The 25,400-nt window shown below is 68.7% G+C and carries 23 protein-coding genes; 2 read left to right on the top strand and 21 right to left on the bottom strand.

The annotated features are described in order from the left end of the window. Positions 1-11: 11 nt before the first annotated feature. The 9 genes from NA11_RS19275 to NA11_RS19235 form a co-directional block, all read right to left on the bottom strand. Positions 12-1,226, bottom strand: a complete 1,215-nt coding sequence (locus NA11_RS19275) for a hypothetical protein (protein ID WP_069163331.1) — start codon at positions 1,224-1,226, stop codon at positions 12-14. A gap of 156 nt (positions 1,227-1,382) precedes the next feature. Beyond that, on the bottom strand, positions 1,383-2,906 hold the full coding sequence (locus NA11_RS19270; protein WP_167837676.1) for an amino acid adenylation domain-containing protein: 1,524 nt from the start codon (positions 2,904-2,906) through the stop codon (positions 1,383-1,385). Between the two features lie 218 nt (positions 2,907-3,124). Further along, positions 3,125-3,721, bottom strand: coding sequence for a DUF2867 domain-containing protein (locus NA11_RS19265; protein WP_069163329.1), 597 nt, complete (start codon positions 3,719-3,721; stop codon positions 3,125-3,127). Positions 3,722-3,845: 124 nt separating this feature from the next. After that, positions 3,846-4,700, bottom strand: a complete 855-nt coding sequence (locus tag NA11_RS19260; RefSeq protein ID WP_069163399.1) for a class I SAM-dependent methyltransferase — start codon at positions 4,698-4,700, stop codon at positions 3,846-3,848. Between the two features lie 26 nt (positions 4,701-4,726). Continuing rightward, on the bottom strand, positions 4,727-5,365 hold the full coding sequence (gene phzG / locus NA11_RS19255) for a phenazine biosynthesis FMN-dependent oxidase PhzG (protein WP_069163328.1): 639 nt from the start codon (positions 5,363-5,365) through the stop codon (positions 4,727-4,729). Positions 5,366-5,394: 29 nt separating this feature from the next. Then, positions 5,395-6,231: a PhzF family phenazine biosynthesis protein gene (locus NA11_RS19250; RefSeq protein WP_069163327.1), complete on the bottom strand. Its 837-nt coding sequence runs from the start codon at positions 6,229-6,231 to the stop codon at positions 5,395-5,397. Between the two features lie 72 nt (positions 6,232-6,303). Continuing rightward, positions 6,304-8,166, bottom strand: a complete 1,863-nt coding sequence (locus NA11_RS19245; protein ID WP_069163326.1) for an anthranilate synthase family protein — start codon at positions 8,164-8,166, stop codon at positions 6,304-6,306. Continuing rightward, positions 8,163-8,822 (bottom strand): isochorismatase family protein, encoded by a 660-nt coding sequence (locus NA11_RS19240; protein ID WP_069163325.1) that lies wholly within the window; start codon positions 8,820-8,822, stop codon positions 8,163-8,165. Before NA11_RS19240 ends, NA11_RS19245 begins: the two co-directional genes overlap by 4 nt. Positions 8,823-8,860: 38 nt before the next feature. After that, positions 8,861-9,361, bottom strand: coding sequence for a PhzA/PhzB family protein (locus NA11_RS19235; protein ID WP_084654777.1), 501 nt, complete (start codon positions 9,359-9,361; stop codon positions 8,861-8,863). A 254-nt stretch (positions 9,362-9,615) separates the two neighbouring features. On the opposite strand from NA11_RS19235, the gene NA11_RS19230 reads away from it, so the two are divergent. Both NA11_RS19230 and NA11_RS19225 read left to right on the top strand, forming a co-directional pair. Beyond that, positions 9,616-10,860, top strand: coding sequence for a 3-deoxy-7-phosphoheptulonate synthase (locus tag NA11_RS19230; RefSeq protein WP_084654775.1), 1,245 nt, complete (start codon positions 9,616-9,618; stop codon positions 10,858-10,860). 362 nt (positions 10,861-11,222) lie between these two features. Next, complete coding sequence (locus NA11_RS19225; protein WP_069163324.1) at positions 11,223-13,955, top strand: ATP-binding protein; 2,733 nt, start codon at positions 11,223-11,225, stop codon at positions 13,953-13,955. On the opposite strand, the gene NA11_RS19220 is transcribed toward NA11_RS19225, so the two are convergent. The 12 genes from NA11_RS19220 to NA11_RS19165 form a co-directional block, all read right to left on the bottom strand. Further along, positions 13,939-14,892, bottom strand: a complete 954-nt coding sequence (locus NA11_RS19220; RefSeq protein ID WP_069163323.1) for an ACP S-malonyltransferase — start codon at positions 14,890-14,892, stop codon at positions 13,939-13,941. The two genes, NA11_RS19225 and NA11_RS19220, sit on opposite strands and share 17 nt — an antisense overlap. Next, entirely contained in the window at positions 14,889-16,109 is a 1,221-nt protein-coding gene (locus tag NA11_RS19215) for an NAD(P)/FAD-dependent oxidoreductase (RefSeq protein ID WP_069163322.1), read from the bottom strand. Before NA11_RS19215 ends, NA11_RS19220 begins: the two co-directional genes overlap by 4 nt. A 6-nt stretch (positions 16,110-16,115) precedes the next feature. Continuing rightward, the gene (locus NA11_RS19210) at positions 16,116-17,180 is read right to left on the bottom strand and encodes an LLM class F420-dependent oxidoreductase (protein ID WP_141717700.1); all 1,065 of its coding nucleotides are present in this window, start codon (positions 17,178-17,180) and stop codon (positions 16,116-16,118) included. Then, positions 17,180-17,935 carry a 3-oxoacyl-ACP reductase FabG gene (gene fabG, locus NA11_RS19205; protein ID WP_218023338.1) on the bottom strand — a complete coding sequence of 252 codons (756 nt, stop codon included), beginning with the start codon at positions 17,933-17,935 and terminating at the stop codon, positions 17,180-17,182. The genes NA11_RS19210 and fabG overlap by 1 nt, the downstream gene beginning before the upstream one ends. Continuing rightward, complete coding sequence (locus tag NA11_RS19200) at positions 17,932-18,198, bottom strand: acyl carrier protein (RefSeq protein ID WP_069163321.1); 267 nt, start codon at positions 18,196-18,198, stop codon at positions 17,932-17,934. The genes fabG and NA11_RS19200 overlap by 4 nt, the downstream gene beginning before the upstream one ends. A gap of 20 nt (positions 18,199-18,218) precedes the next feature. Continuing rightward, a complete protein-coding gene (locus NA11_RS19195; protein WP_069163320.1) occupies positions 18,219-19,217 on the bottom strand; it encodes a beta-ketoacyl synthase N-terminal-like domain-containing protein in 999 nt (332 codons plus the stop codon). After that, positions 19,214-20,416: a beta-ketoacyl synthase N-terminal-like domain-containing protein gene (locus NA11_RS19190; protein WP_069163319.1), complete on the bottom strand. Its 1,203-nt coding sequence runs from the start codon at positions 20,414-20,416 to the stop codon at positions 19,214-19,216. Before NA11_RS19190 ends, NA11_RS19195 begins: the two co-directional genes overlap by 4 nt. Beyond that, on the bottom strand, positions 20,400-21,530 hold the full coding sequence (locus NA11_RS19185; protein ID WP_069163318.1) for a beta-ketoacyl synthase N-terminal-like domain-containing protein: 1,131 nt from the start codon (positions 21,528-21,530) through the stop codon (positions 20,400-20,402). The genes NA11_RS19190 and NA11_RS19185 overlap by 17 nt, the downstream gene beginning before the upstream one ends. Next, entirely contained in the window at positions 21,527-22,657 is a 1,131-nt protein-coding gene (locus NA11_RS19180) for a beta-ketoacyl synthase N-terminal-like domain-containing protein (protein ID WP_069163317.1), read from the bottom strand. The genes NA11_RS19185 and NA11_RS19180 overlap by 4 nt, the downstream gene beginning before the upstream one ends. Before the next feature lie 19 nt (positions 22,658-22,676). Further along, on the bottom strand, positions 22,677-24,233 hold the full coding sequence (locus NA11_RS19175; protein WP_069163316.1) for an AMP-binding protein: 1,557 nt from the start codon (positions 24,231-24,233) through the stop codon (positions 22,677-22,679). Beyond that, entirely contained in the window at positions 24,230-24,475 is a 246-nt protein-coding gene (locus NA11_RS46325) for an acyl carrier protein (RefSeq protein ID WP_218023336.1), read from the bottom strand. Before NA11_RS46325 ends, NA11_RS19175 begins: the two co-directional genes overlap by 4 nt. Before the next feature lie 147 nt (positions 24,476-24,622). After that, on the bottom strand, positions 24,623-25,400 hold a 778-nt coding region (locus tag NA11_RS19165), incomplete at its 5' end, for a MaoC/PaaZ C-terminal domain-containing protein (protein ID WP_174567700.1).

Here is a 25,400-nt window from a genome sequence, read left to right as displayed (position 1 = left end):
GAACCCTAACTTCAGCTTTCCTGCGGGTCTGTGTCTCGGCTCGAGGGACGTAGTCGACGGGCCAGCAGCGCAAGCAGGGCCGCCGCGACGACGCAGACGATCACGTCGAGCACGATCACTTCGAATGCGATCACGTCTAACACCGGCCGACCATCGGTCGGCAGGCTGGTCAGGAATCCGCCGATGGCATAGGCGGCCAATGCACCCGCATAGCAGGCGAGGCGATGCCGATCGTCGAATCCGGGTCGGCTCAACCATGTCCGGATGAGCCACACAGCGCCGACGAGTAGCAGGAGGTACCAGAGCAACACACCTTCGGTCGACAGTGTGTAGTCGGAGGCGTAACCGGTACCCAACCATGTTCCGGCACCGGCCAACGCGACCAGGCCCGCAATCGCCGCGCCTGGCGCAGGAACGTCGACCGGCTCGGCGCGCCCGCGCAATGCCGTTGTGCTCCACCACCCCGCCGCGATCAGCCCCGCCGCCACGACTGCCACGGCGAGGACAGACACACGCCGGACTTCCTGGTCACAGGACAGGGGCGAATATTCGGCCCACGCGAATCCCGACGCCCCAAGGGAACCCAGCGACTTGAATCCCGACGCCCCGAGGGAACCGAGCGCCAGTGCCGTTCCTCGGCCCCGGTCACTGTACGGGGACGACCAATCGGCCCACATGAATCCCCACATCCCGAGGGAACCCAGCGCCAGTACCGTTCCCCAGGTCACTATTCCGGTGCACCGCAACCACGGTTGATCACGTCGATCACGGAACACCAACTCGGTCAGCAGAATTGGCAAGGCAATTGTCCATGCTGCGGTAAACACCACATTGATGGCTGTCGGCCAGAGCACACCGAGTACCTCGAAGGAGTGATCCTCGCCGAGGTAGCGCTGCTCGAAGCGGAACATGTGGAAGGAGAACTGCGACGGGTTCAGCCAATCTTGCCTGAGCAGCCCGTACTCGAATGCCGCGTAACCGGCCCCGAACAACATCAAGGATGGCCAGCCGCCGCCACGACGGCGCACGACCTCCCGAATCAGCACCGGAGCGGAACCGCACAACGCCAGCCCCATGAGCAGTTCTGGAAGCGACGTTCCCTGCTGCAGCGCCAAGGGCACTGTCTGTGAAACAACAATCGCGACCACCGCCAGCACAACCGCAGGCCACCGGCCTGCATTGTCGGCCTGCGGCTTCTCATCGGGGGCGGAGGGTTCCTCGGTCATCACGGCCTAACGTTGGCGAACACGTGTCGATCCGCTCGTACGGACCGATAGGTCTGATCGAGAGCGGGCATCGCTCGTTACGTGCTCCACATAATTTTTCGATCATTCGCCACCGCCGCGCCGCGGTCCGATGAACCGGCGCTACCGCCCTGCCGACTACCGAGCGCCGCCGGCCGACACCATCTCCGCCGATACCGCTGGGCGCGCGTGGACCTGCTCAACGGCCCGGCGGCGCAGTTGTTCACGGTCTTGTTTTCCGTTGCGGGTCAACGGCATTCGTCGGGTGCGGACGAAGCGGCTGGGGACCGCCGCCGTGGGCAGCTGGGCACAGAGACCGGCGCGCAGCCGACGGAACAAACCCTCGGGCTCGCAGTCGGGGTTCGCGGGCTGGATCCAGGCGACCACGGTGGTGTCGTCGTCGACGTCGACCGCGACGACCACCGCGGCCGCGACTTCGGGATCTGCGAGCAGTCGACACTCGATATCCGCGGGCTCGATCCGCTGGCCACGGATCGTCACCTGGTCGTCGATGCGACCGAGATACGCCAGCTCGCCGTCGACCAGCCGCACCCGGTCCCCGGTTCGGTACAGCGTGCGCACCGACGACCCTTCCGGTGCGGTGACGAACGCCCGCTCGGTCAGATCGGGCCGGTTCAGATATCCCGCCGCCACCGAGATGCCGCCGATGTGCAGCTCACCCTCGTGCCCCGGCGGCACCGGCGTGCCGTCCGCGCCGAGCACGCACAGCACACAGTTGTCGATCGGGCGGCCGATGAACACCTGGCCGATGTCGGACGGGCTACTCGGACAGGTCCACGCCGTCACGTCGATCCCGGCCTCGGCCGGGCCGTACAGATTGTGCAGGGCGGCGGGCAATGTCGCCACGAACTCCCGCGCCACCGGCACCGGAAGCGGCTCACCACTACAGAACACGTGCCGCAGCGACGTGCACTGCGCCGCGTCCGGCCAGCGCAGGAACTCCCGCAGCATGGAAGGAACGAAATGACAGAGGGTGATCTGCTGCCGCACGATCGCCTGGGCGATCGCCACCGGATCACGATGCTCCCCCGGCGCCAGGAAGACGCAACGCGCCCCGGAGATCAACGGCAGCAACAGTTCCCAGCCGGACACGTCGACGTTCACCGGATTCTTCTGCAAGATCCGGTCATCGGCGCCGACCCCGTAGGTGTCCCGCATCCACTCCAGGCGATTGCCCAGCGCGAGACCACCCACCGCGACTCCCTTGGGGATGCCGGTCGATCCGGAGGTGAACAGCACACACGCCGGTTGATCGGCAGGCACTTCCCGCAGCGGGTCGAGCTCATCGCTGTCGTACTCGCGGGGCATGTCCACCGCCCGCAACCCGCACTCGACGACCAACTGCCGACCGGGCCCGGCCACCAACGCCACGGCACAATCGGCGATCTCGGTGACCTGCCGCATCCGTGCCGAGGATTCACCGGGATCGACCAGCAGATAGGGCAGGCCCGCCTTCAGCACCCCGAGCATCGCGACGGGCAGGGCGAGCCCGCGCGGCACCGCGACGGCGACCGTGCGACCGCGCGGCGCGGTGGCACGCAACAGCCGCGCGACGCGATCCGAGCGCAACTCCAGCTCCCGATAGGTCAGCTCGCCGCAGCCGTCGGATACCGCGATCGCTTCCGGTGTTCCCCTGGTCACCGCCCGGATCAGACCTGGAACACCCTGTCCGAAGCTCCGCGATACGGTTCGGCCACGCAACTCCAGGTCCGCGATCGAGTTTTGCTGGTGCACCAGACCTCCACACTCCAACTCATCCCTGCTAGCCACGCTAGAAGGCGATGACGTGCACAGGAACGGCCCTAACGCAACATTTACGACAGGGAGACGTGGCTCACGTTCGTGGGTCGGCCGAACAGTTACTGCGCGTTGGCGCGGTGGCGCTGCCAGTTGCGGGCGACCATACGGAAGAACGCCGGGTTGATGACGAAACGGCGGAAGGGGCGGATGGCCGCCATGTAGAGGCGGCCGATCAGGCCTGCGGGGCGGACGAGGATCGTCATTTCGCCGCGGCAGTCGTCGGCTTTGCCGGGGACCGGAACCCAGCCGACGTGCATGAGTGCGTGCACGGTCCGGCCCGCGTATTCGCCGACCCATTCGCGGTCGGTGCGGTAGACGGAGATCCACGGCGCCGCGCGCTGGTCAGGGCCGCGCTCGCTGAAGATCGCGTCTTTCGGCAGCCGATCACGCAGGGATGTCACCCGCGCGCCGAGCCCGGCTTCCGGGCGGTCCCAGCCGAACAACTTGCCGAGCATCTGGCGGACAACGAACAGCAGGATGACCAGTCGCTCCCCTTCGTACGCCCCCTCTCCTTCGGCGATCTGGTGTACCAGGTCCGGGAACTCCTGGCGGGCGCCCTCGGCGGGCAACACCCACACGTCTTCGACGGCGAAGTCGGGCGCGATCTCGGCCAACCGCCATGACCGTGCGTCGTACGTGGAATTGGGCAGCCTCATGGGCCCTGACCTCCGTCGTGTCCTTGCGGGAGACCGGACTCCCGACGTGTGCTCGATCCGGCCTGCGTCGAATATCGTTGCCGGACAACAGGACAGACCACGCGAACCGGGTTACGGATACAGCTCAGTCCGGGGTGGCGGTGGCGAGCCAGCAGGCGGGCAGTGGTCCGACGGCGCGGCCGAGCCCGATGGCGGGATCGTCGCCCGCGTGCACGTCGCCGACCCAGCCGTGCCGAGCGAGCCACTGCGGCACATCGTCACGAGCCGACAACCACTGCGCGCCTTGTGATTCCACGCGCTCCCTGGCGTAGCGGCCGAACTCGCCGAGCATCGACGCCTGCAACTGCTCGAGCAGCAGCAGGCTCCCCGGCGCGGTCACCTGCCGCACCCCGGCGAGCAGCGCAGCGCCGTCCGCATCGGACAGGTACATCAGCAGGCCCTCGATCAGCCACACGGTCGGCCGGGTCGGGTCGAACCCGGCCTCGGCCAGCGTCTGCTGCCATGCGCCGGTGAGGTCGGCCGCGACCGGCTGCCACCGGCAGCGCGGGCGCAAGCCGGACAGCTGCGCGACGGACTGCTTGAACCGGCGCATGGTCGGCAGATCGATCTCGTACCAGTCGGCGTCCGGCGGGCAGTTCAGCCGGAACGGCCTGCCGTCCAATCCCCCTGCCAGGGTGACGATCTGACGCACCCCGCCGCGCAGCGCGGCCTCGATGCGATCATCGAAGTACCGGGTCCGCACCGAGAAGTAGTCCGAGTAGGTCGGCTCGTCGCTGGACACCTCCCGCACCAGCTGGGTGCACGCCCGCATGTCGGGATGGTCGGCGAGGGTGCCGGTCAACCAGGTGGCGAGCGGATCGTGGAACAGCGCGTCGGGACGGACGCTCTCGCGCTGCCGCTGCCAGGCGATGAACAGGGCGGTCTGGCCGACGCCGACGGGGACGTCGAGGTCGGCGAGGGACTGCGGGGTTGTGCTCATGGCGACTCCGAAGATGGTGGGGGCGTTCAGGGTTGGAGCCGAGTCCACTGCCACTGGCCGTGGGCGCGGCGATAGACGAGCCTGCGGTGCAAGCGATCCGGGTCCGAGCACCAGAATTCGATCTCGTCCATGGCGCACCGGTATCCGACGAAGCGCGCCGGACGCGGCAGCAGCGCACCATGATCGGCCAGCGCGGCGGCCCGCCGGGCGAGCTGCGCGGGTTCCGGCAGCTCGTGGCTCTGCTCGGAGGCCACCGACATCGGGTGCAGCGCCCGCGGTCTGGCACGCCACAAGACGTCGGACTCGTCGGGGCGCATCGGGGCGACGGTGCCGGACAGCACGATCTGCTGGCCGGTCTCCCGCCAGTACAGCACCCCGCTGGCCTGCCGGTTGACGGCGAGGTCCCGGCCTTTGCGGCTGGTCGTGTGGCTGGCGAAGACGAGCACGTTGGGTTCCACGCCGATGATCGACACCATCCTGGTCGACGGGCGACCTGCCGCGTCGGCCGTCGCCAAGGCCAGCGCCAGTGGCTCGCGCACCCCGTACTTGCGCGCCGCCGCCAGCCACGCGTGCAGGATCGGCGCAGGGTCGGCCGGCGGATCGAAATACTCCGGAAAGGCGTGTTCGACTGCGGCAGTGAGTGTTTCATGGTCAGCCGGGCGCATCACTGAATTCCCTTCGGTCGCAGCACGGGTCACACCAGCAGCGTGCCGCGCGCAACGGTCACCGCGTCACCACTGACGGCCACCGATTCGACGCCGGTGCCGGAGCCCTGCGCGGTCGCGATCATGTCCGACGGACGGCCGAGCTCGACACCCTGACGGATCCGGACCTGATCACCGAAGCCTGCTCGCCCGTGGCTGGCCAGGTGGATCGCGAGCGGCCCGGCCGCCGAGCCGGTCGCCGCGTCCTCGACGACGCCGTAGGCGGGCGAGAACATCCGCATGCGCCAATGGTCGCCTGCCTCGGCGAAACAGATCGCCGCCATGTCCTCGTGCTCGGCCAGCCTGCGGTGGTCGGGACTGAGCGCGGACAGTTCCGCCAGCGTGCCGAGCCCGACGAGCACGTGCCGAGGACCGTTGCGGTACTCCGACACCGGTAAAGCGGGCGCTTCGACACCGAGCGCGGCGAGCAGTTCGACGGAACGCCGATACGGCGCGGAGACCGGGACGGGCTGCGACATGCGGACCCGGCCGCGCAGGTCGCCGCGCGGCTCGACCTCGATGTGCACGATCCCCATCGCCGTTTCCAGCTCGAGCGCCCAGGCATTGTTGCGCTGAGCCAAGGCCAATGCGGTGCCGAGAATCGGATGGCCTGCGAACGGCAACTCGTTCACCGGGGTGAAGATCCGCACCCGTGCGTCACCGCCCGCGCTCGGGCGCAGCACGAATGTTGTTTCGGACAGATGCATTTCATTGGCGATGCGCTGCATCGTGCTGGCGTCGAGGTGGTCGGCGTCGAAACAGACCGCGACCGGATTTCCCGACAACGGCTCGCTGGTGAACGCGTCGACGACGGTGTAAGGCAGCATGCGAGGTACCTCTCTGAACAGGTCGTGCCTGCGGCAGCGACGGGTAAGCGAACCTGGTGCGAAGCGAAACACTCAGCGCCGCATCACCTCATCGATCAATGTCGCGGTGATCCTCGGCCCGTCGACGGTGAGCAGCGACTCCGGATGGAACTGCAGGGACGCGAAGCGGTCCGCGCGGGTCGCGTGCACCTGTCCGCTCTCGGGGTCGCGGCAGAGTTCGACGATGCCGACGCCGTCGATCTCGATCTTGTCGTCGTCGTTGCGCGCGGCGAAGGTGTTGTAGAACCCGACCGTCTCCGGCCTGCCGAACAGGTCGATCCGGCGCTGCACACCCTGATTGGGCACCGTACGCCGCTCGACCGGCAAACCCAGACGGCGGCAAAGGATCTGGTGACTTAGGCAGATGGCCAGGAACGGGCGCCGCGCGGCGAGCAGCTCGTCGACGCCGGCACGCAACCGGTCGATCCTTGCGTCGGCGCGCGAGCGCGGATCGCCGGGCCCAGGCCCGAACACGACCAGATCCTGCCGATCGGCGCGCCATTCCTGGTCGGTGCGCCGCACCTGCACCGTCGCGCCGATGGCGCGCAATTGATGCGCGAGCATCGCGGTGAAGGTGTCTTCGGCGTCGATGATCAGCACGCGCGTGCCGTCGAGCCGCGTGCCAGCACCGCTCGCCGTCTCGCCGAGCCAGAAGCCGGAGATCGAATCATTGCGCCTGGCAAGCATTTCCACGACCTGCGGATGGTCCTGCCAGGACGTCGCCGGACTGCGCGTCATCGCGTCGAGCAGCCCGGCCGCCTTGGCCCTGGTCTCGCGCGCCTCCGCCAGCGGATCGGAATGCCGGACGATGGTGGCGCCCACATCGATACGCACCGTGCCTGCCGCATCGATGTCGGCGGCTCGGATGGTGATCGCGGAGTCCAGGGTGACACCAGAATCGTCGTGGCCGATCCGGCCGACCACACCGCTGTAGTACCCGCGCCCTTCCGGCTCATGACGGTGGATCACCTCGGTGGCCCGCTGCACCGGGCTGCCGGTCACCGTCGGCGCGAACATCGTCTCGCGCAACAGATCCGGCACCGCGCCCGCCGTGCGACCCTCGACGACGTACTCGGTGTGCGCCAGGTGCGACATCAGCTTCAGGTAGGGACCGCGCACCCGGATGTCGGCGTCGCAGATGCCCGCCATCATCTTCAGTTCCTCGTCCACGACCATGAACAGTTCGTCGGTCTCCTTGCGGTCGTGCAGGAAGTCGGTGATCCCGGCCAGCGTCGGACCGCCTTCCGGGTAGCGGTAGGTGCCGCTGATCGGGTTCATCACCGCCCATCCGCCCTGCACGCTGAGATGCCGCTCCGGCGAGGCGCCGACCAGGGTTCGCTCGCCGGTGTGCAGCACGAAGGTCCAGTACGAGGACGGCTCTGCGGCGAGCAGCCGCGCGAACACCACCAGCGCGTCCAGCGGCCGGTAGTCGGGGACGGTGGCGCGAAAGGTGCGCTTGAGCACGAAGTTCGCGCCGTCGCCCGCGCCGATGGCTTCGTGAATGATCCTGGCCGCGCGTGCCGCATAGGCCTCGTCGTCGAGGTCGAAACCCGCGTTCTGCAGCCGGGTGTTCCGGTCGGGGACGAGGGCGGTGAACTCGTCGACCCGCACGGTCTCCTCCCGGTGCACCCGCAGCGCAAGCAACGGCGCGCCGTCGTCGTGGCAGGGGTACCCGCGTTCGGCCAGCTGCCGATACGGCACGGCGACAACGAGATCCGCGCCGGTCACAGCGGGCCCACGCAGGTGCGCACCCAGCTCGGCGAGCCGGTCCAGCTGCACGATGTCGCCGGTGAGCACCTCGACCACGCCTGCGCCGCCCGGACCGCTGCGCCGGTACAGCAGCGCGAACGGCGGCGGATCGTCCTGCAGAATCTCCTGCAGGACAGTGCCGTTCATCGCGGCACCTCGGCGCTGACCAGGACGACACCGCAGCGCCGCGCTACGTAGCGCAGTGCATCGGCATGCTCGGCCGCGGTGAAATCGGCTGTCGCGTCGGCGACTACGAAGGGCTGGACATCGTGGCTGAACGCGTCGATCGCCGTCGCGAGTATCCCGACATGGGCGTAGACACCGCAGATGAGCAGCTGATCCCGCCCGGCGGCGCGCAACCTGGCCAGCAGGTCGGTGTGGTGGAACGCGCTGTAGCGCCACTTGGTGATCGACCAATCCGCCTCGCCGGGAGCGAGTTCCGGCACGATCCGCCGATCCGCCGGGGTGGTCCGCATCCCCGGTCCCCAGAAGTCGGCGAGCAGGCCGCGCTGCGTCGGGGTCATCCGGCCTGGCTGTGCGGTGAACGCGACGGGAGCGTGCACGCTGTCACACCATTCCCGGACGGCGACGGTGTTGCCGACCAGCCGATCGCGCATCGCGTCCGGGAGCGCCCGCAGAAAGTACTCCTGCATGTCGTGCACGAGCAGTGCGACGCGCGCGGGGTCGAGTGCCCATGTGGTGCTGCTCGCCGGAAACGGCGGGGGCAGAACATAGTTCTCGATAGTGGGCAGCCCCGGTGGGGCGGCCGCCGGTTCGTGCAGGTCCGTGGCGTCGACCGCCATCGGCTACTCCTTCCAAAGAGGCCTCGACCGGTGCAGGGCTAAGTGGGGATGCCCTCGCGGCGGATCGCAGGCACATCGATGCCGAGCGCCCGAAACTGCATGCACGGGTTCATGAATTCGCGCTGCGCCTTGATCAGGCCGTTCTCGAACTGGAAGGAATGGATGAAATGGTTCACGTAGTGCCCGCGCTCGTAACCGGGGAAAATGATCGCGCCTTCGCCACGGCATTCGACCCAGAACCGGTTCGGGTCTTGGGTATCGAAGATCTCCACCTCGGTCCACGCCCAATCGGGAAAGCATTGCAGCGACCAGACGGCGTGGTCGCCGAGGCGATCGCGTCCGGTGATGACGATCGGCTCGCCGGTCTCGGTGGTCCACAACCCCCCGATGCCGTCCTCGGTGAAGAGCAGATGCCTGCGCAGCCGGTCTTGCCCGCGGCAGGCCATGTAGGTCGCCACGATCTCGCGATTGGCGGCGCGGGTGGTGTCGTCGGTGCCGAGGTCGGACGAGGGAGAACCGGATTCCGTTGTGGTCGTCATGGTTTCGCTCCACTGAGTCAGGCGGCCGAGCCACCGGTCTGGCGGCTGCGGCGGTGCAGGCTGGACGTGAGAAAGAGTCGATCTCCGCGCCGGTGGATACAGCGCGCACGCCAGGCGTCGAATCCGGGTCGTATCTGTTTCGCGTTCCGGAAGATCTTGCCCGGGAGCCCCATTCCGGGCTGGAAGGACATCTGTCCCGCCCACGGGCCGCGGTCGGATGCCGTTCGACAAACCTGATGAGAAGGGTGCCGACGATGGCGATCGTTGCCGACCTCCTGCCGCAGCCCTGCTATGCCGACCCCGCCGACCTGGCCGAACAGCGCACGACGAGCACGTCACCGTTGGTCTCACCCGCCGAGGTGCGGCGCGCGCATCCGATCGACGACTCGCACGCCGCCATCATCCGTGCCGGACGCCGGGCGACGGTGGACGTGCTGAACCGCGCCGACGATCGCCTCATGGTGGTGGTCGGCCCCTGTTCGATCCACGATCCCGCGGCGGCTCTCGACTACGCCCGCCGCCTGGCCGCCGCGGCCGACGAGCTGTCCGAGCACCTGCATCTGGTGATGCGTGTCTATTTCGAGAAGCCGCGCACCGCACTCGGCTGGAAGGGCCTGATCAACGATCCGCGACTGGACGGCAGCTGCGATATCGACGCGGGCCTGCGGTTGGGTCGCGCGTTGCTGGTCGACATCACCGCACTCGGCTTGCCGATCGCCTGCGAATTCCTCGACCCGTTCACCACGAACTACCTCGCGGATCTGGTGTCCTACGGTGCAATTGGCGCCCGTACCGCCGCGAGCCAGGTGCACAGGCAACTCGCCAGTGCGCTGCCGATGCCGGTCGGCATCAAGAACGGCACCGACGGCGACGTACAGGTGGCCGTCGACGGTGTGCGCGCGGCCGGTGCCGGCCATGTCTTCCCCGGGACCGACCTAGACGGTCGCGCCGTCCTGGTCCGAAGCACCGGCAACACCGACTGTCACGTGATCTTGCGCGGCGGCGCCGCAGGCCCCAACTACGACGCGGCGTCCGTCGCGGAAACCCGCATCCGACTGGAGAAGTCGGCGCTCCCGCAGCGGGTGGTGATCGACGCGAGCCACGGCAACTCGAACAAAACTCATACCCGTCAGGTGGACGTGGTCGCCGATGTCGCCGACCGCATCGCCAGGGGTGATCGCGGCGTGGTCGGGGTCATGTTGGAGAGCTTCCTCGTCGCGGGCCGCCAGGATCTCGTGCTGGGCCGGGCCGCCGATCTCACATACGGTCAGTCCATCACTGACGGGTGCCTCGATTGGGAAACGACCGCTTACCAGCTCGAACATCTGGCAGACGCGGTTGCCGAGTCGCGCGCGCGAATACCTGCGGCCGAGATTCGACCGCATTACAAACCAAATAGTCGCTTTGGCGAACCGCTTGCGGCGACACCCAACCAAGTGAAGAATTCAACTAAAGGCAATGCGCACGGCCTATCGATGACACATCGAGTGTCTCAGTGACTCAGCTGATACATCGATGATCACGCCGTGAACCACGAATGATCCATCGTGCACTTCTGAAATCTACGAAGTTTTTTTACGCCGACTAGGCATTCAAGATCCCCTTGAACTAACGTCTTGTCCAGACCGTGATAGAAATTATCATGGGGAAAGCTTCGAGTTGCTCCAGGGGGTCGGATCCGGTGGGACAGCCCAACGATGACGCGCCGCAGATCGAAGCGGAAGGGCGGCGCATCGTCCGATTGCTGGGCTCGGTACAGGTAGACGGACCACACGGGCCGATCAGCCTGCAGGGCAGCGTCCCTCGAACATTGATGGCGCGCTTAGGAATTCAACCGGGCGAACCTATCACTCGACAGGCTATGATCCGAGCGCTGTGGGACGACAGCCCACCGCGCACCGCGCCGAACACCTTGCGCAGCCACCTCACCAGGCTGCGCGCACAACTGTCGAGCGCGGGATTCGGCGGACTGGTCGCGACCGATGGCGCAGGCTTTGCGCTGCCCGAGAATATCGACTCCGATGCGCGCCTCTTCGAGAGCACAGCGCGGTCGGCGCGCAATATCCTTACGTCGGGAAATCCGGCGGCCGCGGTCAACGCCATCGCGGGCGGATTGGAAATGTGGCGCGGTGATCCGCTGTCCGACGTACGCCCCAGTGAATGGGCAAGGGCCGAATTCGCCCGCCTCACCGAGATCAGAACCGGAATGCTGGAAACGAAGTTCCAGGCGAAGATACTGCTCGGCGATCACGAAGCCATCGTGAGCGAGTTGGAGCAATTCGTCGCCGACTCCCCTTTTCAGGAACGTTTCTGGGGTCTGCTCGTCACCACCCTCGCCTGTGCGGGCAGACGGGCCGAAGCGCTGTCCGCCTATCAACGCGCGCGCACGATTCTCACCGAGGAACTCGGGATAGAACCCGGCTACGAGTTGCAACGCCTGCAGACCGCCATCCTCAACGGTGAGTCCGTCGGGCCCCGCGAGTTACTCCCGACCATCCACCCTCAGGAAGCACCGCCGACCGCCGGACCGGCACGCCCGCTCGGCAACATCGTGCCCGTCCCTCCGACGAACTTCATCGGGCGCGACAGCGAGGTGTCGACCTTGGTCGGCCTGCTCGGCGCGTCCCATCTGGTCACGCTCACCGGCGTCGGCGGCGTCGGAAAGAGCAGGCTGGCCATCGAATCGACCCGTCAGGTCGCCGACAGCTTCCCCGGCGGCATCTGGTATCTCGACCTGTCCCTGCTCGATCAGCCGGACCTGCTCATCCATCAGGTGCTGGAGATCTTCGACATTCGAGATCGCACGGCGCCGACCCTGCTCGAACAGTTGATCAGCAGGCTGGTCGGCGCCGATGCCCTACTGCTCCTTGACAACTGCGAGCGCATGGTCGACGCCTGCGCCGACCTAGTCGACACCCTGCTGCGCAGCCTGCCGCACCTGCGAATCCTGGTGACCAGCCGACAGGCGTTGACCCTGCAGGGCGAACGCATTCTGGCAGTACCGCCGCTCGCGTGTCCGCCGGCGACCGAGCACAACCCCGCGGTCGAATTGTTCTGGGACCGTGCGGCGGCCACGGTGGGTGAGCTGGCGTCGCCGGAACTGCGCGACCCCGAACTCGCCGTCCAGATCTGTCGCAGGCTGGAGGGTATTCCGCTGGCCATCGAGCTGGCCGCGGTCCAACTGCGGGTGCTGTCGCTCGATGATCTACTACGCAGGCTCACCGATCGCTTCCAGGCCCTTGCCTCCGGACATCGCAGCGCACCCAAGCGGCACCACACCCTGCGCGCCACCATCGACTGGAGTTTCGACCTGTGTTCGCCCGAGGAACAGACTCTGTGGGCGCGGCTGTCGATATTCCGCGGCACCTTCGACCTGTCCGCCGCCGAAACCGTCTGCCGCGACGAGACTCTCGGCGGCGCCGACTTCACCGCGCTGATGGCGAACCTGGTCGACAAGTCCATTTTCGCCAGGGAGACGCATCCGATCGGCGTCCGCTTCCGCATGCTGGAGAGCGTCAGCGATTACGGCAGACAGCACTTGCGGAAATCCGGCCAAGACATCCGATTCCTGAACCGGCACCGCGACTATTACCTGCAGGTGGTCGAGACCACCCAGCGATCCTGGTTCGGGCCAGGACAGCTGGACCGGCTGAACCGAATCCGCACCGAGCTGGCCAATCTTCGTGCAGCCTTCGATCACTGCATCACCTCCCCCGGCCAGACCGAGGCCGCGCAGCGACTGGCCGCCGGACTCCATCTGCTCTGGGCGGGTTGCGATTACACCGCTGAGGGCCAGCATTGGCTCAATGTCGCGCTGGCCGCGTCCGACGAGCCATCGCCCGCGCGGGCCACCGCGCTATGGGTCAGTGCCAGAATCGATTTCCTGCAGGGCGACCAGATCCAGGCGCGCGACAAGCTGGACGAGGCCTGGCAGCTCGCCACCAACCTCGATGACCAGCTGACGCTGACCCACATCCTGCACATCCGCGGCTCCGGCGACCTGATCGGCAACGAGGTCACCACCGCGAAAGCCACACTGGTGCAGGCCTTCACCCGCTACCGGGAATACGGCGGCGACCCGAGCCTTTCGGCACTGTGCGGCATCCAGTTGGCGATGGCGTGCGTCATGACCGACGACCCGCACACCGCCATCGAGCACCTGCGGCATGCGCTGCAACTGTGCGCCGCCGTCGAGGACGAGTGGATCCACTCCTACGGGCTGTACGTACTGTCCTGGGCCACCTACACACTCGGCAATCTGGAGCAGGCCCTGGCCCTCGTCCTCGAGACGCTGATCTTCAAACACCGGTTCCGCGACATGGTCGGCCTGGCCGCCGGTTTCGAACAACTCGCGCGGACGCTGGTCGACCTCGGCCAATCACGCAGTGCCGCGCGCGCTCTCGGCGCCGCCCATCAGTGCTGGGACGCCATGGGCCGCGGCTGGTTCGGCGGCTCACGGGAGTGGCGGGCGGTATACGACTACGCAGAAGCCAAATGCCGCGACGACCTGCCGGAGCCGGTGTTCCAGAAGGAATTCGACCGCGGCTACGCCAGTCCGCTCGCCGACCTGGTGCCGTTCATCCTCGTCCGGTGACCGGCTCCGGCGTGATCGGTCCGTCCGGGAGCACCGCGCGCGGCGCCCGTTCGGGCTGATGGTCGGCCAGCGCCGCCATCGGCACGATCGGATCGCGCTTGGCCAGCGTGAGCAGCGTCTGCCCCGGCCCGGCATCCAGCAATCCGGCGACGCCGAATTCGCGTGCCGTCGCCACGGTTTCGCTCCAACGCACCGGCATCAGCATCGCCCGGATCAGTAGCTCGCGGATCTCGTCCGGATCGGTGTGCGGGCGGGCATCGACCGTGGACAGGAACGGCGAATGGCCGGTCCGGAACTCCGCGGCCTGCACTGCCCGCCGCCAGGCAGGCAGTACCACAACCATCCGTGGGCTGTGGAACGCGCCGTCGATCGGCAGCGGCTCGGTGCGCAGACCTTCCTCGTCGGCCAGCTCGACGAACCTCGCCACCAGCGGGGCATCACCCGACACCACGGCTTGGCGCCTGCTGTTGAAGCCCGCGATTTCCAAGACTCCTGGGTGTTGCGCCAGCACCCATCTGCGCAGCCACTCGATCTCGTGGAACGAGGTCGCCACCACCGCCACCATCGCCCCCTCCGCACGACCGTTGCGGTCACGGCACAGCCTGCCCCGTTTGAGGGCGAGCTGAAAGCCCATGTGCACGTCGATGATTCCAGCGCAGGCGGCCGCGGTGAGCTCACCGAGACTGTGCCCGAACACCAGCGGTAACCGGGTTCCCACACCGAACTGCGTTTCCACCGCGGCGATGCCGAGTGCATAGGTCACCGGCTGCGCGACCGCGGTGTCGAAGAGGTCGAGGTCGTCCACCTCCAGCGCGCCGAAGGTCGCGAACAACTGCTGCACCAGCGGGTGGGTGCGGTGGCGCAACAGCGCCTCTTCCACCAGTTCGTGCTTGTTTCCCTGACCGGGAAACACAACGCCGAAATCAGAGGTGGTCACGTGGGTACTTCCTTCCCGACAGTCGCGAGGACATCGCTGTCGCTCGGACTCAGAGGATTGACGAGGGATTCGATGGCATGGTCGACACCGGCGACGCCGGTGAAGTATCGGGTGGTGCGCACGGGATCGGCGGCGATCATGGCGAGCGCGCCGAGGCGGCGGTGCGGTGCGAGGCGGGTGCTGACCATCGTCGCCTGGAAGCGCGGCAGCAGCAAGGATTGCTGCGCGACCGCGTAGCGGTGTAGCGCGGCGTCGAGTGCGGCCGGGTCCGCGAGCCCGCGCGGACCGAGGCCGTCGAGACTGTCGGCCAGCAGCTGCGCCTGACAGAAGGCGTCGGTGATGCCGTCGCCGCTGATCGAATCCTTGTGGTGCGCAGCATCACCCAGGAGTACCCACCCAGGACCGGTCGGCTGTCGGAAGAAATTCCGTTGCGTCCCATGGCCGTACAGCTTGCCGACCTGCCGACCGGACAGCAATCGTCGATGGAGATCGGGTGCGGTGGCGGCGATCGCCTCCCGGTACGCCCGCTCGGCGCGGCCGCGGATCTGCGGGAACTCGTCCTGCGGAAAGTAGACGCCGACCAGGGTGCGGCCGTCGTGGGTCGGCGCGCAGCACACCCAGCGCCCTGCCGCACCGTATGCCTCGAACCGGGCAGGCACGCCTGCCCAGAAACCGTAGTAGATACAGGTCTTTCGCGGCTGTTCCAGCACCGTCGGCGCGCAGGCCGCGGCGGCGACCAGCGAGCGCATGCCGTCCGCGCCGACGACCAGTGGCGCGCGGACCACCGTGGCGTCCCGGCCGAGTCGGACGCCTGCCACCCGGCCGTGCTCGGTGACCAGCCCGGACACCGAGCACCCGTCCCGGAATGTGGCGCCTGCCGATGCGGCGGCATCGGCGAGCAACGGATCGAGCACGGTGCGACGCGGCGCGTAGGCGACGTCGATGCCCGCCACCGGCAGGCCCCAGCCCTCGATGCGGATATCACCGACCTGGTGCAGCGCGGAGTTGATCGGCGGACAGCCGGTCGCGGCCAGCGGCTCGCGCAGACCCCATCGATCCAGCAGCGCGACACCGGGCTGATGGATGTAGAGGGTGGAGACCGTGTCGGCGGGGAAGCGCGCGCGTTCGAGCAGCAGCACCCGGTAACCCTTGCGCGCCAACAGCATTGCCGCAGGCGCGCCTGCGCACCTGGCCCCGACCACGATGACGTCGTACATGCGCGGCTACCTCCCGAGACCGGATTTGTTCAGCGCCTGCGCCACGGCGCGCACCGTCGCGGTCGCTGCGGCGAGGTCACGGGTCGACATGATCACCGACACCGTGCTGACCCCGGCCGCGGCGTAGGCGGACAGCCGGTCGGCGATCCGGTCCACCGAGCCGAGCAGCGCGGTGCGGTCCACCAGCCGATCCGGAACGGCGGCGACCGCCGACCGCAGCCGCCCGGCGAGGTAGTGCTGCTGCACCTCGTCCGCGGCCGCGCCGTAGCCCATCCGCACGGCCAGCTGGTTGTAGAAGTTGTGGGTGCGACTGCCCATGCCGCCCAACAGATGCGCGGTGTACACGCGCGCCGAGTCACGACAGGCCGCGAGATCGTCACCTGCCAACGCAGGCACGCTCACCGCCACGTCGAAGCCGGTCAGGTCGCCGCGGCGGCCCGCGCGCAGCCTGGCCAGCGACACGTCCGCCGATTCCGGTTCGAACAGCACCGACAACCAGCCGTCGGCGATCTCGCCGGCCAGCTCCAGATTGCGGGGGCCGACGGCGGCCAGGTAGATCGGCACCTGCTCGCGCACCGGCCGCATGCCGAGCCCGAGCGGCTTCCCCGGCCCGCCCTGGATCGGCAGTTGATGGTATTTCCCTTGGTAAACAAGATGTTTGCCGCTCGAGCGCAGCGCGGCACGGACCACATCGACGTATTCGCGGGTGCGTGCGAGCGGGTCGGTGAACGGCTGCCCGTGCCAGCCCTCGACGACCTGTGGACCCGACATGCCGAGACCGAGCCGGAGGCGGCCGCCGGACACCGCGTCCAGCGTTGCCGCGGTCATCGCGGTCAGCGCCGGAGTGCGGCCGGGCATCTGCATTGCGGCGGTGCCCAATTCGATCGTGCTGGTCTGCGCGGCCAGCCAGGCCAGCAGGGTCGCCGCATCCGAACCGGTCTCCTCCGCGGTCCACAGCACCGAATACCCCAGGTGTTCGGCGAGTCTGGCCAGCGCGGCCTGGCGCACATGATCGGGGCGGCCACGAAGGCCGAACGGGCGCAGGGTCAAGCCGAGACGGATACCGGCCATCAGAGCACCAGCCCGCCGTCGATACCGATGACCTGCCCGGTGATGTAGCGGGCGCGCGCCGACACCAGGAACGAGACGAGGTCCGCGACCTCGGCCGGAGTGCCGGTGCGGCGCAGAGTGATTCGCTCCAGCAGTCCGGCGCGGGCCCGCGCGGCCACCTCCGCGGTCATGTCGGTGTCGATCAAGCCGGGCGCGACCACATTCGCGCGGACGCCGAACCGGCCGAGCTCCCTGGCCAGCGACAAGGTGAACCCGATGATGCCTGCCTTGGACGCGGCGTAATTGGCCTGCGTCGCATGGCCGTACACGCCGGCGATCGAGGACATCGTGACGATCGCCGCGTCATCGTTGCGCATCAACGCCATGGCCGCGGCCCGGCACAGCTGGAACGTGCCGTCCAGATTCGTGTGCAGCACGTCGGTCCAGTCCGCGTCGCTCATCCGGGTCAGCGGTCGATCCCGCACGATGCCCGCGCAAGCGACCACGGCGGAGACGTCGCCGAGTTCTTCCTCGGCGGCGGCGACCAGCGCCCGCGCCTCGCCCGGCTCCGCGATATCGGCTTTGTAGGCAAGCACTCTGGCCCCCGCCTGCTCTGCGGCGGCCACCGCCTCAGCCGCAGCGTCCGGCCGCGTGCGATAGCAGAAGGCAACATCGAATCCGTCGGCGGCGAGGCGCTCGACGACCGCGCGGCCGATGCCGCGCGAGCCGCCGCTGACCACGGCCACCGGCCGCGCCTCGGTGTCGGTCACGGTCACCGCACCGCCGCGCGTAGCTTGTCCGCGATGAGGTCGTAGAGCACGCCGAGACTCAGCACCTCAGGCAGTTCATCCTCACGCAGCTTCACCCGATACTTCTTCTGCAGCACCACGATCAGCTCCATCGCCGAGAGCGAGTCGACGCCGAGGTCGGCGGCGAACTCGGCGGTGTCGGTGATCTCGTCGGCGGAGAACTCGAGCTCGTCGGCGACGAAGGCCCTGAGCTCGGCGCGGTCGAGTTCGTTGTCGAGATGGTCCAGCATGGGTGTTGCCCTTTCGAGAATTACTGCGTGATAACTGTTTTCGGATCGTTGTGGTCGGGTTCAGTGGTGAGATCTGCCAGCGCGAGGTTGCCGTGCACGGCAGCGGTGAGGACCAGCCGCCGTCGCGGCGCGGTCGGGGTGGCGAGGCGGCCGACGAGCAGCCGAATCGGGGTGAGACAGCCCGCATCCGGGACAGTGCGAGTCAGCGTGAGCAGGTCGGCGCCGACATGCGCGGACAGCCACTGCGCGACCGCGACGCCGACCGGGGAGTCGTCCAGGATCGCGTCCACCGCGACCGCTTCTGGCCCGGAAAAGGCTTCGCCGAGCAGCTGTTCGAGCACCGGCGCGGCGTCGGGTGCGGCCGGATCCAGGAAGGCCGAGCGGGCCGAGCAGTAGCCGTGCACGCGTGCGCCGCGCGCGGCCGCCGCGTCGACGGACTCGCAGAACAGCAGCGCCGCACCGCAATCGGCGGGCCCGGCGAACCGGTGCTGCGGCGGAGCCGCTTCCACCGCGCCGACCAAGAGCACCGCAGCCCGCCCGACGGCCAACGCGCGCGCCGCGACCCCGATGGCGTCGATCCCTGCGGTGGCAGGCGAGTTGACGGTCAAGCTCAGCCCGGTGATCCGATGCTCCATCGAGAGCCTGCTGACGAACAGGCTCATCGCCATGTACGGCGTGCGTGCGGGCGAGAGCTCGTCGGCCGCGCCGTCGATGATGGTGCGGTCCATGGCCTCCAGCGTTTCGGCGCCTGCATTGTTGGTGCCGACCACGATGCCGACCCGATCCGGGTCCGTTGCCGTCACCGCAGCACCCGCGTCGGCGGCGAGCGCGGCCCGCGCGGCGGCCAGCAGGTACTGCCCGGCCTCGGGGACCTTCTTGTAGCCGCGCCCCGGCAGCGCGGTCGCCAAGTCGAACCAGTCCGCGCACGGCTCGGGCGCAGGCCGCAGCGAGGCGGCGGGGCTCGCCACTCCCGGTGCGACGATGCCGAGCGCGGTGACAGCGAGGGTGGCGGTGTTCATCGGCGCCCCGCCACGCAGAGCACGAACGAGGCGTTTGTGCCGCCGAACGCGTAGGTGTTGATCAAGACCGCGTCGCCGGCCAGTGGCACCGGATCGATGCTCGGCAGCCAGACATCGCAGTCGGGGTCCTGATCGATGGGCGCGTTGGCGGGCATGCGGGCGTGCCGCAGGATCAATGCCGCAGTCAGGCAACCGAAAACGCCTGCCGCCGCCGAGGTATGGCCGATCATCGCCTTCAACGAGAGCAGCGGCAGCCGGTCGGTCTTCGCACCGAACGTCCGACGCAGTGCCCGGCTCTCCAGCACGTCGTTGACCGGGGTGCCGGTGCCGTGCGGGATGACGCAGGAGATGTCGTCTGCTTTCCGACCGGCCGCTGTCAGCGCGTCCGTCATCGCGCGCACTGTCTGCCGTCCGTCCGGATCCGGCGCGGTCAGGTGGTGGCCGTCGCAACTCCATGCGGCGCCTGCCAATTCCGCATAGGGTTCGGCGCCGCGGCGGCGCGCGGACGCGGCCGACTCCAGCAGCACCATAGCCGCGCCGTCACCGAACATGGTGCCGGCCCGCTGTTTGTCGAAGGGCCTGCAGCGCACCGGATCCGCAGCGCCGAGCCGATCGAAGCCGGCCATCCCGATTCTGGTGAAGCTTTCGCCGCCGCCGACCAGGACCCGCTCGGTCTCGCCTGCGCGGATCATGTCCAGCGCGGTCGTGAGCGCGTAGCCACCGGCGGCGCAGGCGTTGCCGACGCTGAGATTGCCCGCGCGCGAACCGATTGCGGCGCCGACCGCGGCCGCGATGACAGACAGCGGACTCCAGGCGATGCCGCCCGCACCGTCCGCTCCCCTGGCCACCTCGTGGGCATCGGCATTACCCATCTCGACCGCCATGACCACGGGCAGCTCCCGGCACTGCGCCGCAGTGATCCGCGCGTCGGCCAGCGCCTCTCGCGCGGCGGCGACCGCCATCCGCGGCCCTCGACCGAGCGGCACCGCGCCGAGCCGATCAGGCGCGGTGGGCACCGCGTCGTCCGGGGTCAGATACATCCGGGTGGCGCGCATGTTCAGATGCGGCAGCGGCACCTCGCGCGGCACCGCACCGCCGGCAAGCAAGCCCTGCCAGTAGGCGGCCTGTCCACTGCCCAGGCTGGAAATCGCGCCGAGGCCGGTGACCACGACGCTGCTCGGTTCAGCACGCTCGGTCATCACCGGACTCCGTTGCCACACCAGGCTTTTCCAACAACACTGCGGCCGTCGCGCCCGCCTCGCCCTCGTCGTCAGGACCACCGGCGACGGCAAGCACGCCGAGCTCGCTCTGCGGCTGTCCGGCCAGGTACTCCGCGCCGACCGCACACTGCAGCACCCCGAGCGCGCCCGAGCAGCGTCCGAGCAGCGCGGTCAGATCGAGCGTGCGCAGGTTGGCGGCCGTTGTTCCAGCCCCGAACCGCGGGCCGCCTCCGGTCCCGACACGAGACGGCGCAGCCGACCCGGCACCGAGCTTCGGGCCATCCTCAGATCCGGCAGGAGACAGCGCAGCCGATCCAGCGCAGAGTTGCGGGCCATCCTCGGATCCGGCACGAGACGGCGCAGCCGATCCGGTGCCGAGTCGCAGGCCGATCTCGGTGCTGCTGCCCGCGAGTGCGGCGGCTATGGCCGAATCCGGGTCCGTCGAACGGCCGTATCCACGGATCGCGGCCTGTACGACGGCGCCCCTGGCTTCGGCGTGATCGGCGGATTCCACCACCAGTGCCACCGCGCCGTCGAGCCAGCGGTCGGCGCCGGTTTCCTTGTGCAGCCGGGCAACCGGTGCGGTGTCCGGCTCGACACCGACGACGACGACGATGTCGGTGCGTCCGGCCGCGATCAGGGTGCGCGCCCAGGCGACCGCGTCGAGGCCGCTCGGCGTTCCGCTGCAGAGTGTGAGGTTGGGGCCGCGCAGGCCGTGGGCGAGCGCCACCCAGCAGGCGGTGACGTTGCTCGACATGTGCGGCACCCGGATCGGGCTGATCTCGGTGACCGTGCCGACACCGATCGTGTCGACGAAGTCGCACACCGTGTCCAAGTTGCCGAAGTTACTGCTCACGACGACCGCCGCGGCGCCGAGATCCGCCCCGAGCAGACCCGACGCGCGCAATGCCCGCTCGGCGGCGCCCAATGCCAGGCGCGAGGCGCGATCCTTGTGCCGCAGCCCGCGCCCGGTGATGTCGCGGTCCGGATCGAACGCTACGCCCGCCGCCGAACCCGGTGTGAGCAGGTCGGCGACACCCGTGAATCCGGTGACGGCCCAGCCTGTTCCGGTGATCACCGCGCCGGTCCTCATGCCGCCACCACCGCGACGGCGTTGATGCCACCGAGCCCGATCGCGTTGATCTGTGCGATGCGCAGCGGGCCGTTGGCGGGCGAGCCTGCGACCAAGCGCAGGCCGTCCGCCTCCGGCATGGGCCGGTTCAGCCCGTGCATCGGCGGCACCGCGCCGTGCCGCAAGGCCTGCACGGCGGTCACCAGGCTCAGCAATCCGGAGCCGCCGCAGGTGTGCCCTGCACCGCCTTTGATCGAAGTGATCCACGGCCCCGGCGAGGTCTCGGCGAACACGTCGCGCAACGCCTGCGATTCGGCGAGATCGTTGTGGGTGGTGCCGCTGCCGTGCACGATCACGAAGTCCACGTCTGCGGCGCGGATCCCACTGCGGTCGTGTGCGTTCCGGATCGCCCGCGCCACCGACGCGGGCTCGGGCACGGTCGGATGGGCGGCGTCGCAGTTCATTTCGACGCCGCGCAGCACACCGTGCACCGGACCGGCGTGCACGCCTCGTGCGCGCAGCACGAGCGCGACCGCTCCCTCCCCCATCACCATGCCGCGCCGGTCCACGTCGAACGGCCGGATCTCCTGCGGCGCAGGAGATTGCACCCGATCCAGCCCGCCGAACGAACTCTCGGTGATGGCATCGGTCGCCGCGACGACGACCGTGTCGGTGGTTCCCGACTCGATCAGGTCGGTGGCCATCCCCAGTGCATACAGGGCAGCGGCGCACGCGCTTGCCACGGTTTCGGTCCTGCGCACGCCGAGGCGCTCGTGCAGCGCCCTGGCGAAGTGCAGATCCGCCAGGGCGAGCGAAGTGCCGTCGCGCCACCACAATTCGCTGGAGCGCAACTCACGCAGCGTCGTGCCGACCAGCACCGGGATCTCGGCGGCCTGTGCACTCAGCCCGGCCTCGCGCAGCGCCTCGTCGACCACGCGCACCAGCCACCGGGTAGCGCGGAACGGTTCGTCGCGGCCCGGCTCGGCGCGGTCATCGATCTCATAGGCGTGCCGTACCCGGTATTTGGTCGTGTCGAAGGCACGCAACGGCGCGACACCGGTGCGGCCCGCGCAGAGGGCACGGTAGATCTCGGGCGGGTTCGTTCCCACGCAGGCGACCGCGCTCATGGCGGCGATGTCCCAGCTCACGGCCTTGCCTCGCGGCCGATCATGCCGATTCCTTGCGGTCGGCCGAGTCGTCATGCGGTGCATGGCCATTCGACGCCACGGCACCGGAGCCGCGCAGCCGGAAGCGAGCCAGCTTGCCCACCGACGTGGTCGGCAGCACATCGTGCAGCTCGATCCGGGACGGACGCTTGTACGGAGCCAGGTCATGCTTGAACGCGGTCCTGACCGCTTTGCGGATCGCCTCGGCGTCCCGGCCTTGCGCCGCAACGACATGTGCGACGGCCTCTTCGAGGGCATGTCCGTCCCGGCTTGCGACCACGGCGCAGTCCGCGACGCCGGGCACCGTGCGGATGACCGCCTCGATCTCCTGCGGCGCCACCTTGAAGCCGCCGAGGTTGAGCAGATCGTCGGCGCGGCACAGATAGTGCAGATCGCCTGCGGCATCGCGGTATCCGACATCGCCGGTGTACACCCCGCCGTCGGCGAACATCGGCTTGGTTGCCCGCTTGTCCACGTAGCCGAGGGCGACCGAGTCGCCTGCGACATGCAAGCGGCCCTGCAGACCGTCGGGCAGCACCGCACCCGATTCGTCGCGAACGGTGATCCGGGCGCCGGGCACCGACCGGCCGAGGGAACCATTCGGCGCTGCCGCCGGATCGGTGGCCACCACGATGTGCAGAATCTCGGTGGCGCCCAAGCCGTTGATCAGTGCGATGCCGAAGGTCTCGGTCAGCTGATCGGCCAGGTCGACGGGCAGATGCTCACCCGCCGACACCGCGAGCCGGACGAAGGACAGGTCGACCGGCCTACCGGCCCTCGCGAGTTCGAGCAGATTCGCGTATGCGCGCGGCACCGCGCACAGCACTGTCGGCCGATGCCGCTGCACCGCGGCCGCCACCGCGAACGGATCGGCGGGGCCCGCGAGCAGCACGGCACTCGCGCCTGCCGCCAACGGGAACAGCAATGAGTTGCCGAAGCCATATCCGAAAGACAGTTTCGCCGTGGACAACACGACATCGTCGGGGGTCAGCCCGAGCACGCTGCCGAAGCCGGCGAGGACCGCGCGGATCCCGGTCAGCGTGTGCCGTACCCCGCGGGCATGGCCGGTGCTGCCAGAGGTGTACTGCACCAACAGCTCTGCGTCAGGAGCGAATTGCCTGGGGCGGGCTGGATCTGGCGCCTCGCCGAGATCCAGGACGACGGCGGGCGTTTCGGCGAGGCCGAGCACCGCGGCGAGCGTGTCCGCACGGTCGGGCGCGACCGCGAGCCGGACCGCGGCCGCCCCGCTGTTCGCGGCGACCGCGGCGATATCGCTGTCGTGCAACGTGGGATGCACCGGCACCGGAACGCAACCGTGCCACCACAGCCCGAGGATCGTCACGACCATGGCCACCGAATCGTCGGACACCACCAGCACCCGGCTGCCCGGTGCGATCCCGGCGGCGGCCAGCGCGCCCGCATACCGCGCGGCGGCCCGCTCCAGCTCGGCGTAGGTCATCGCACCGTGTTCGGCGTCCGCACAGGCGATTCGATCACCGCGCCCGGCCCGCACATGCCGCGACACCAACAGATCATTCGGGTTCGCCGCGCCGCTCATCGGGCGTCCCTGAGCAGCGGGACGAGTTCGGCGAGCGTGTCCGCCTCGGCAACCTGGTACAGGTCGAGCGTGCGCCCGAACGAGCGCTCGGCCCTTGCGATGAATTCGATTTTCTCCAGCGAGTCCATTTTCAGGTCATCGCGAAAAGAGCTGTGCGATCCGACCTCGGCGTCATTGACATCGAGGACCAGAATCAATATTTCGCGGGCCTTGTCGAGCACGGTGACGTCTTCCCTCATCATGTGCGCGACCTCCTTCCGTACAGCAAATGTGAAAAGGCTCAGAATTTTCGCCGTCGGCAGCAACGACGTGTCTCGCGGCGAGCCGGACCGCGCACAGGTCTTCCCTTCGGCCGCAACAACTGCCGATCGGTTGCGCAAGAAATGCATTCAGCAGCCCGCGCGATCTCCGGCGCTGTGCGGCCGCCGCTCCGCCCTGACCCCCGCCACGGCGGGCCGCACCGCGGGGACCGTCTGAACCAGGGCGGGCCTGCCCGGTCGCGGCGCGCGGGCCATCAAGGTCAGCACGTCGTACCGCGCGACGGTCACCTGCTGCTGGTTGTGCACCTCGACGTCCCAGCGCACCTCGCTTTGGCTGGTATTCGGCCGCGGAATGATCTGCTTGGCGGTCAGATGCACGGTCAGCTCGTCGCCGGGGCGGACCGGCCCGAGGAAGCGCAGATTCTCCAGGCCGTAATTGGCGAGCACCGGGCCGGGCTCGGTCGTCGTGAAAAGCCCTGTCGCCAGCGACACCACGAGATATCCGTGCGCAACGATGCCACGGAACAGGGGATCGCGGCGGGCAGCGTCCTCGTCGGTGTGCAGGTAGTAGTGGTCGCCGGTGAGCGCGGCGAACTCGTCGATATCGGACCTGGTCACTGTGCGTGGTCCGGCGGTGAGGGAGTCGCCAGGCCGCAACTCGTCGGCCCACATGTGCAGCGGATGCCTGGTCGCGGGGACGCGGGCCGCGCCGCGCACCCAGGTCCCCGTCGCCGTGGCCAGCGTCTGCGGTGCGGCACGGATGGTGGTGACACACAGCTGGGCGTGCACGCGGTCCAGGCATTCGGCGTCGCTGCGGTCCAGGGGCGCGACCACCGAATCCGGGAACGTGACGACCTCGGCGTAGGGCGCGACGGCCGCCGCCAGCCTGCGGCTGGCCGCCGGGCAC

This window comes from Nocardia altamirensis NBRC 108246, assembly GCF_001612685.1.
GTDB classification, from domain to species: Bacteria; Actinomycetota; Actinomycetes; order Mycobacteriales; family Mycobacteriaceae; genus Nocardia; species Nocardia altamirensis.
The sequence above is the reverse complement of the archived record's forward strand: the minus strand, read 5'-3'. Positions and strand labels throughout refer to the sequence as shown.

What these genes read in the sequence shown, in the direction of transcription:
- NA11_RS19275 (WP_069163331.1), bottom strand. Translation starts at nt 1,226, where the DNA reads ATGACCGAGGAACCCTCCGCCCCCGATGAGAAGCCGCAGGCCGACAAT.
- NA11_RS19265 (WP_069163329.1), bottom strand. Translation starts at nt 3,721, where the DNA reads ATGAGGCTGCCCAATTCCACGTACGACGCACGGTCATGGCGGTTGGCC.
- NA11_RS19260 (WP_069163399.1), bottom strand. Translation starts at nt 4,700, where the DNA reads ATGAGCACAACCCCGCAGTCCCTCGCCGACCTCGACGTCCCCGTCGGC.
- phzG (WP_069163328.1), bottom strand. Translation starts at nt 5,365, where the DNA reads ATGCGCCCGGCTGACCATGAAACACTCACTGCCGCAGTCGAACACGCC.
- NA11_RS19250 (WP_069163327.1), bottom strand. Translation starts at nt 6,231, where the DNA reads ATGCTGCCTTACACCGTCGTCGACGCGTTCACCAGCGAGCCGTTGTCG.
- NA11_RS19245 (WP_069163326.1), bottom strand. Translation starts at nt 8,166, where the DNA reads ATGAACGGCACTGTCCTGCAGGAGATTCTGCAGGACGATCCGCCGCCG.
- NA11_RS19240 (WP_069163325.1), bottom strand. Translation starts at nt 8,822, where the DNA reads ATGGCGGTCGACGCCACGGACCTGCACGAACCGGCGGCCGCCCCACCG.
- NA11_RS19235 (WP_084654777.1), bottom strand. Translation starts at nt 9,361, where the DNA reads ATGACGACCACAACGGAATCCGGTTCTCCCTCGTCCGACCTCGGCACC.
- NA11_RS19230 (WP_084654775.1), top strand. Translation starts at nt 9,616, where the DNA reads ATGGCGATCGTTGCCGACCTCCTGCCGCAGCCCTGCTATGCCGACCCC.
- NA11_RS19225 (WP_069163324.1), top strand. Translation starts at nt 11,223, where the DNA reads ATGATCCGAGCGCTGTGGGACGACAGCCCACCGCGCACCGCGCCGAAC.
- NA11_RS19215 (WP_069163322.1), bottom strand. Translation starts at nt 16,109, where the DNA reads ATGTACGACGTCATCGTGGTCGGGGCCAGGTGCGCAGGCGCGCCTGCG.
- NA11_RS19210 (WP_141717700.1), bottom strand. Translation starts at nt 17,180, where the DNA reads ATGGCCGGTATCCGTCTCGGCTTGACCCTGCGCCCGTTCGGCCTTCGT.
- NA11_RS19200 (WP_069163321.1), bottom strand. Translation starts at nt 18,198, where the DNA reads ATGCTGGACCATCTCGACAACGAACTCGACCGCGCCGAGCTCAGGGCC.
- NA11_RS19195 (WP_069163320.1), bottom strand. Translation starts at nt 19,217, where the DNA reads ATGAACACCGCCACCCTCGCTGTCACCGCGCTCGGCATCGTCGCACCG.
- NA11_RS19190 (WP_069163319.1), bottom strand. Translation starts at nt 20,416, where the DNA reads ATGACCGAGCGTGCTGAACCGAGCAGCGTCGTGGTCACCGGCCTCGGC.
- NA11_RS19185 (WP_069163318.1), bottom strand. Translation starts at nt 21,530, where the DNA reads ATGAGGACCGGCGCGGTGATCACCGGAACAGGCTGGGCCGTCACCGGA.
- NA11_RS19175 (WP_069163316.1), bottom strand. Translation starts at nt 24,233, where the DNA reads ATGAGCGGCGCGGCGAACCCGAATGATCTGTTGGTGTCGCGGCATGTG.
- NA11_RS46325 (WP_218023336.1), bottom strand. Translation starts at nt 24,475, where the DNA reads ATGATGAGGGAAGACGTCACCGTGCTCGACAAGGCCCGCGAAATATTG.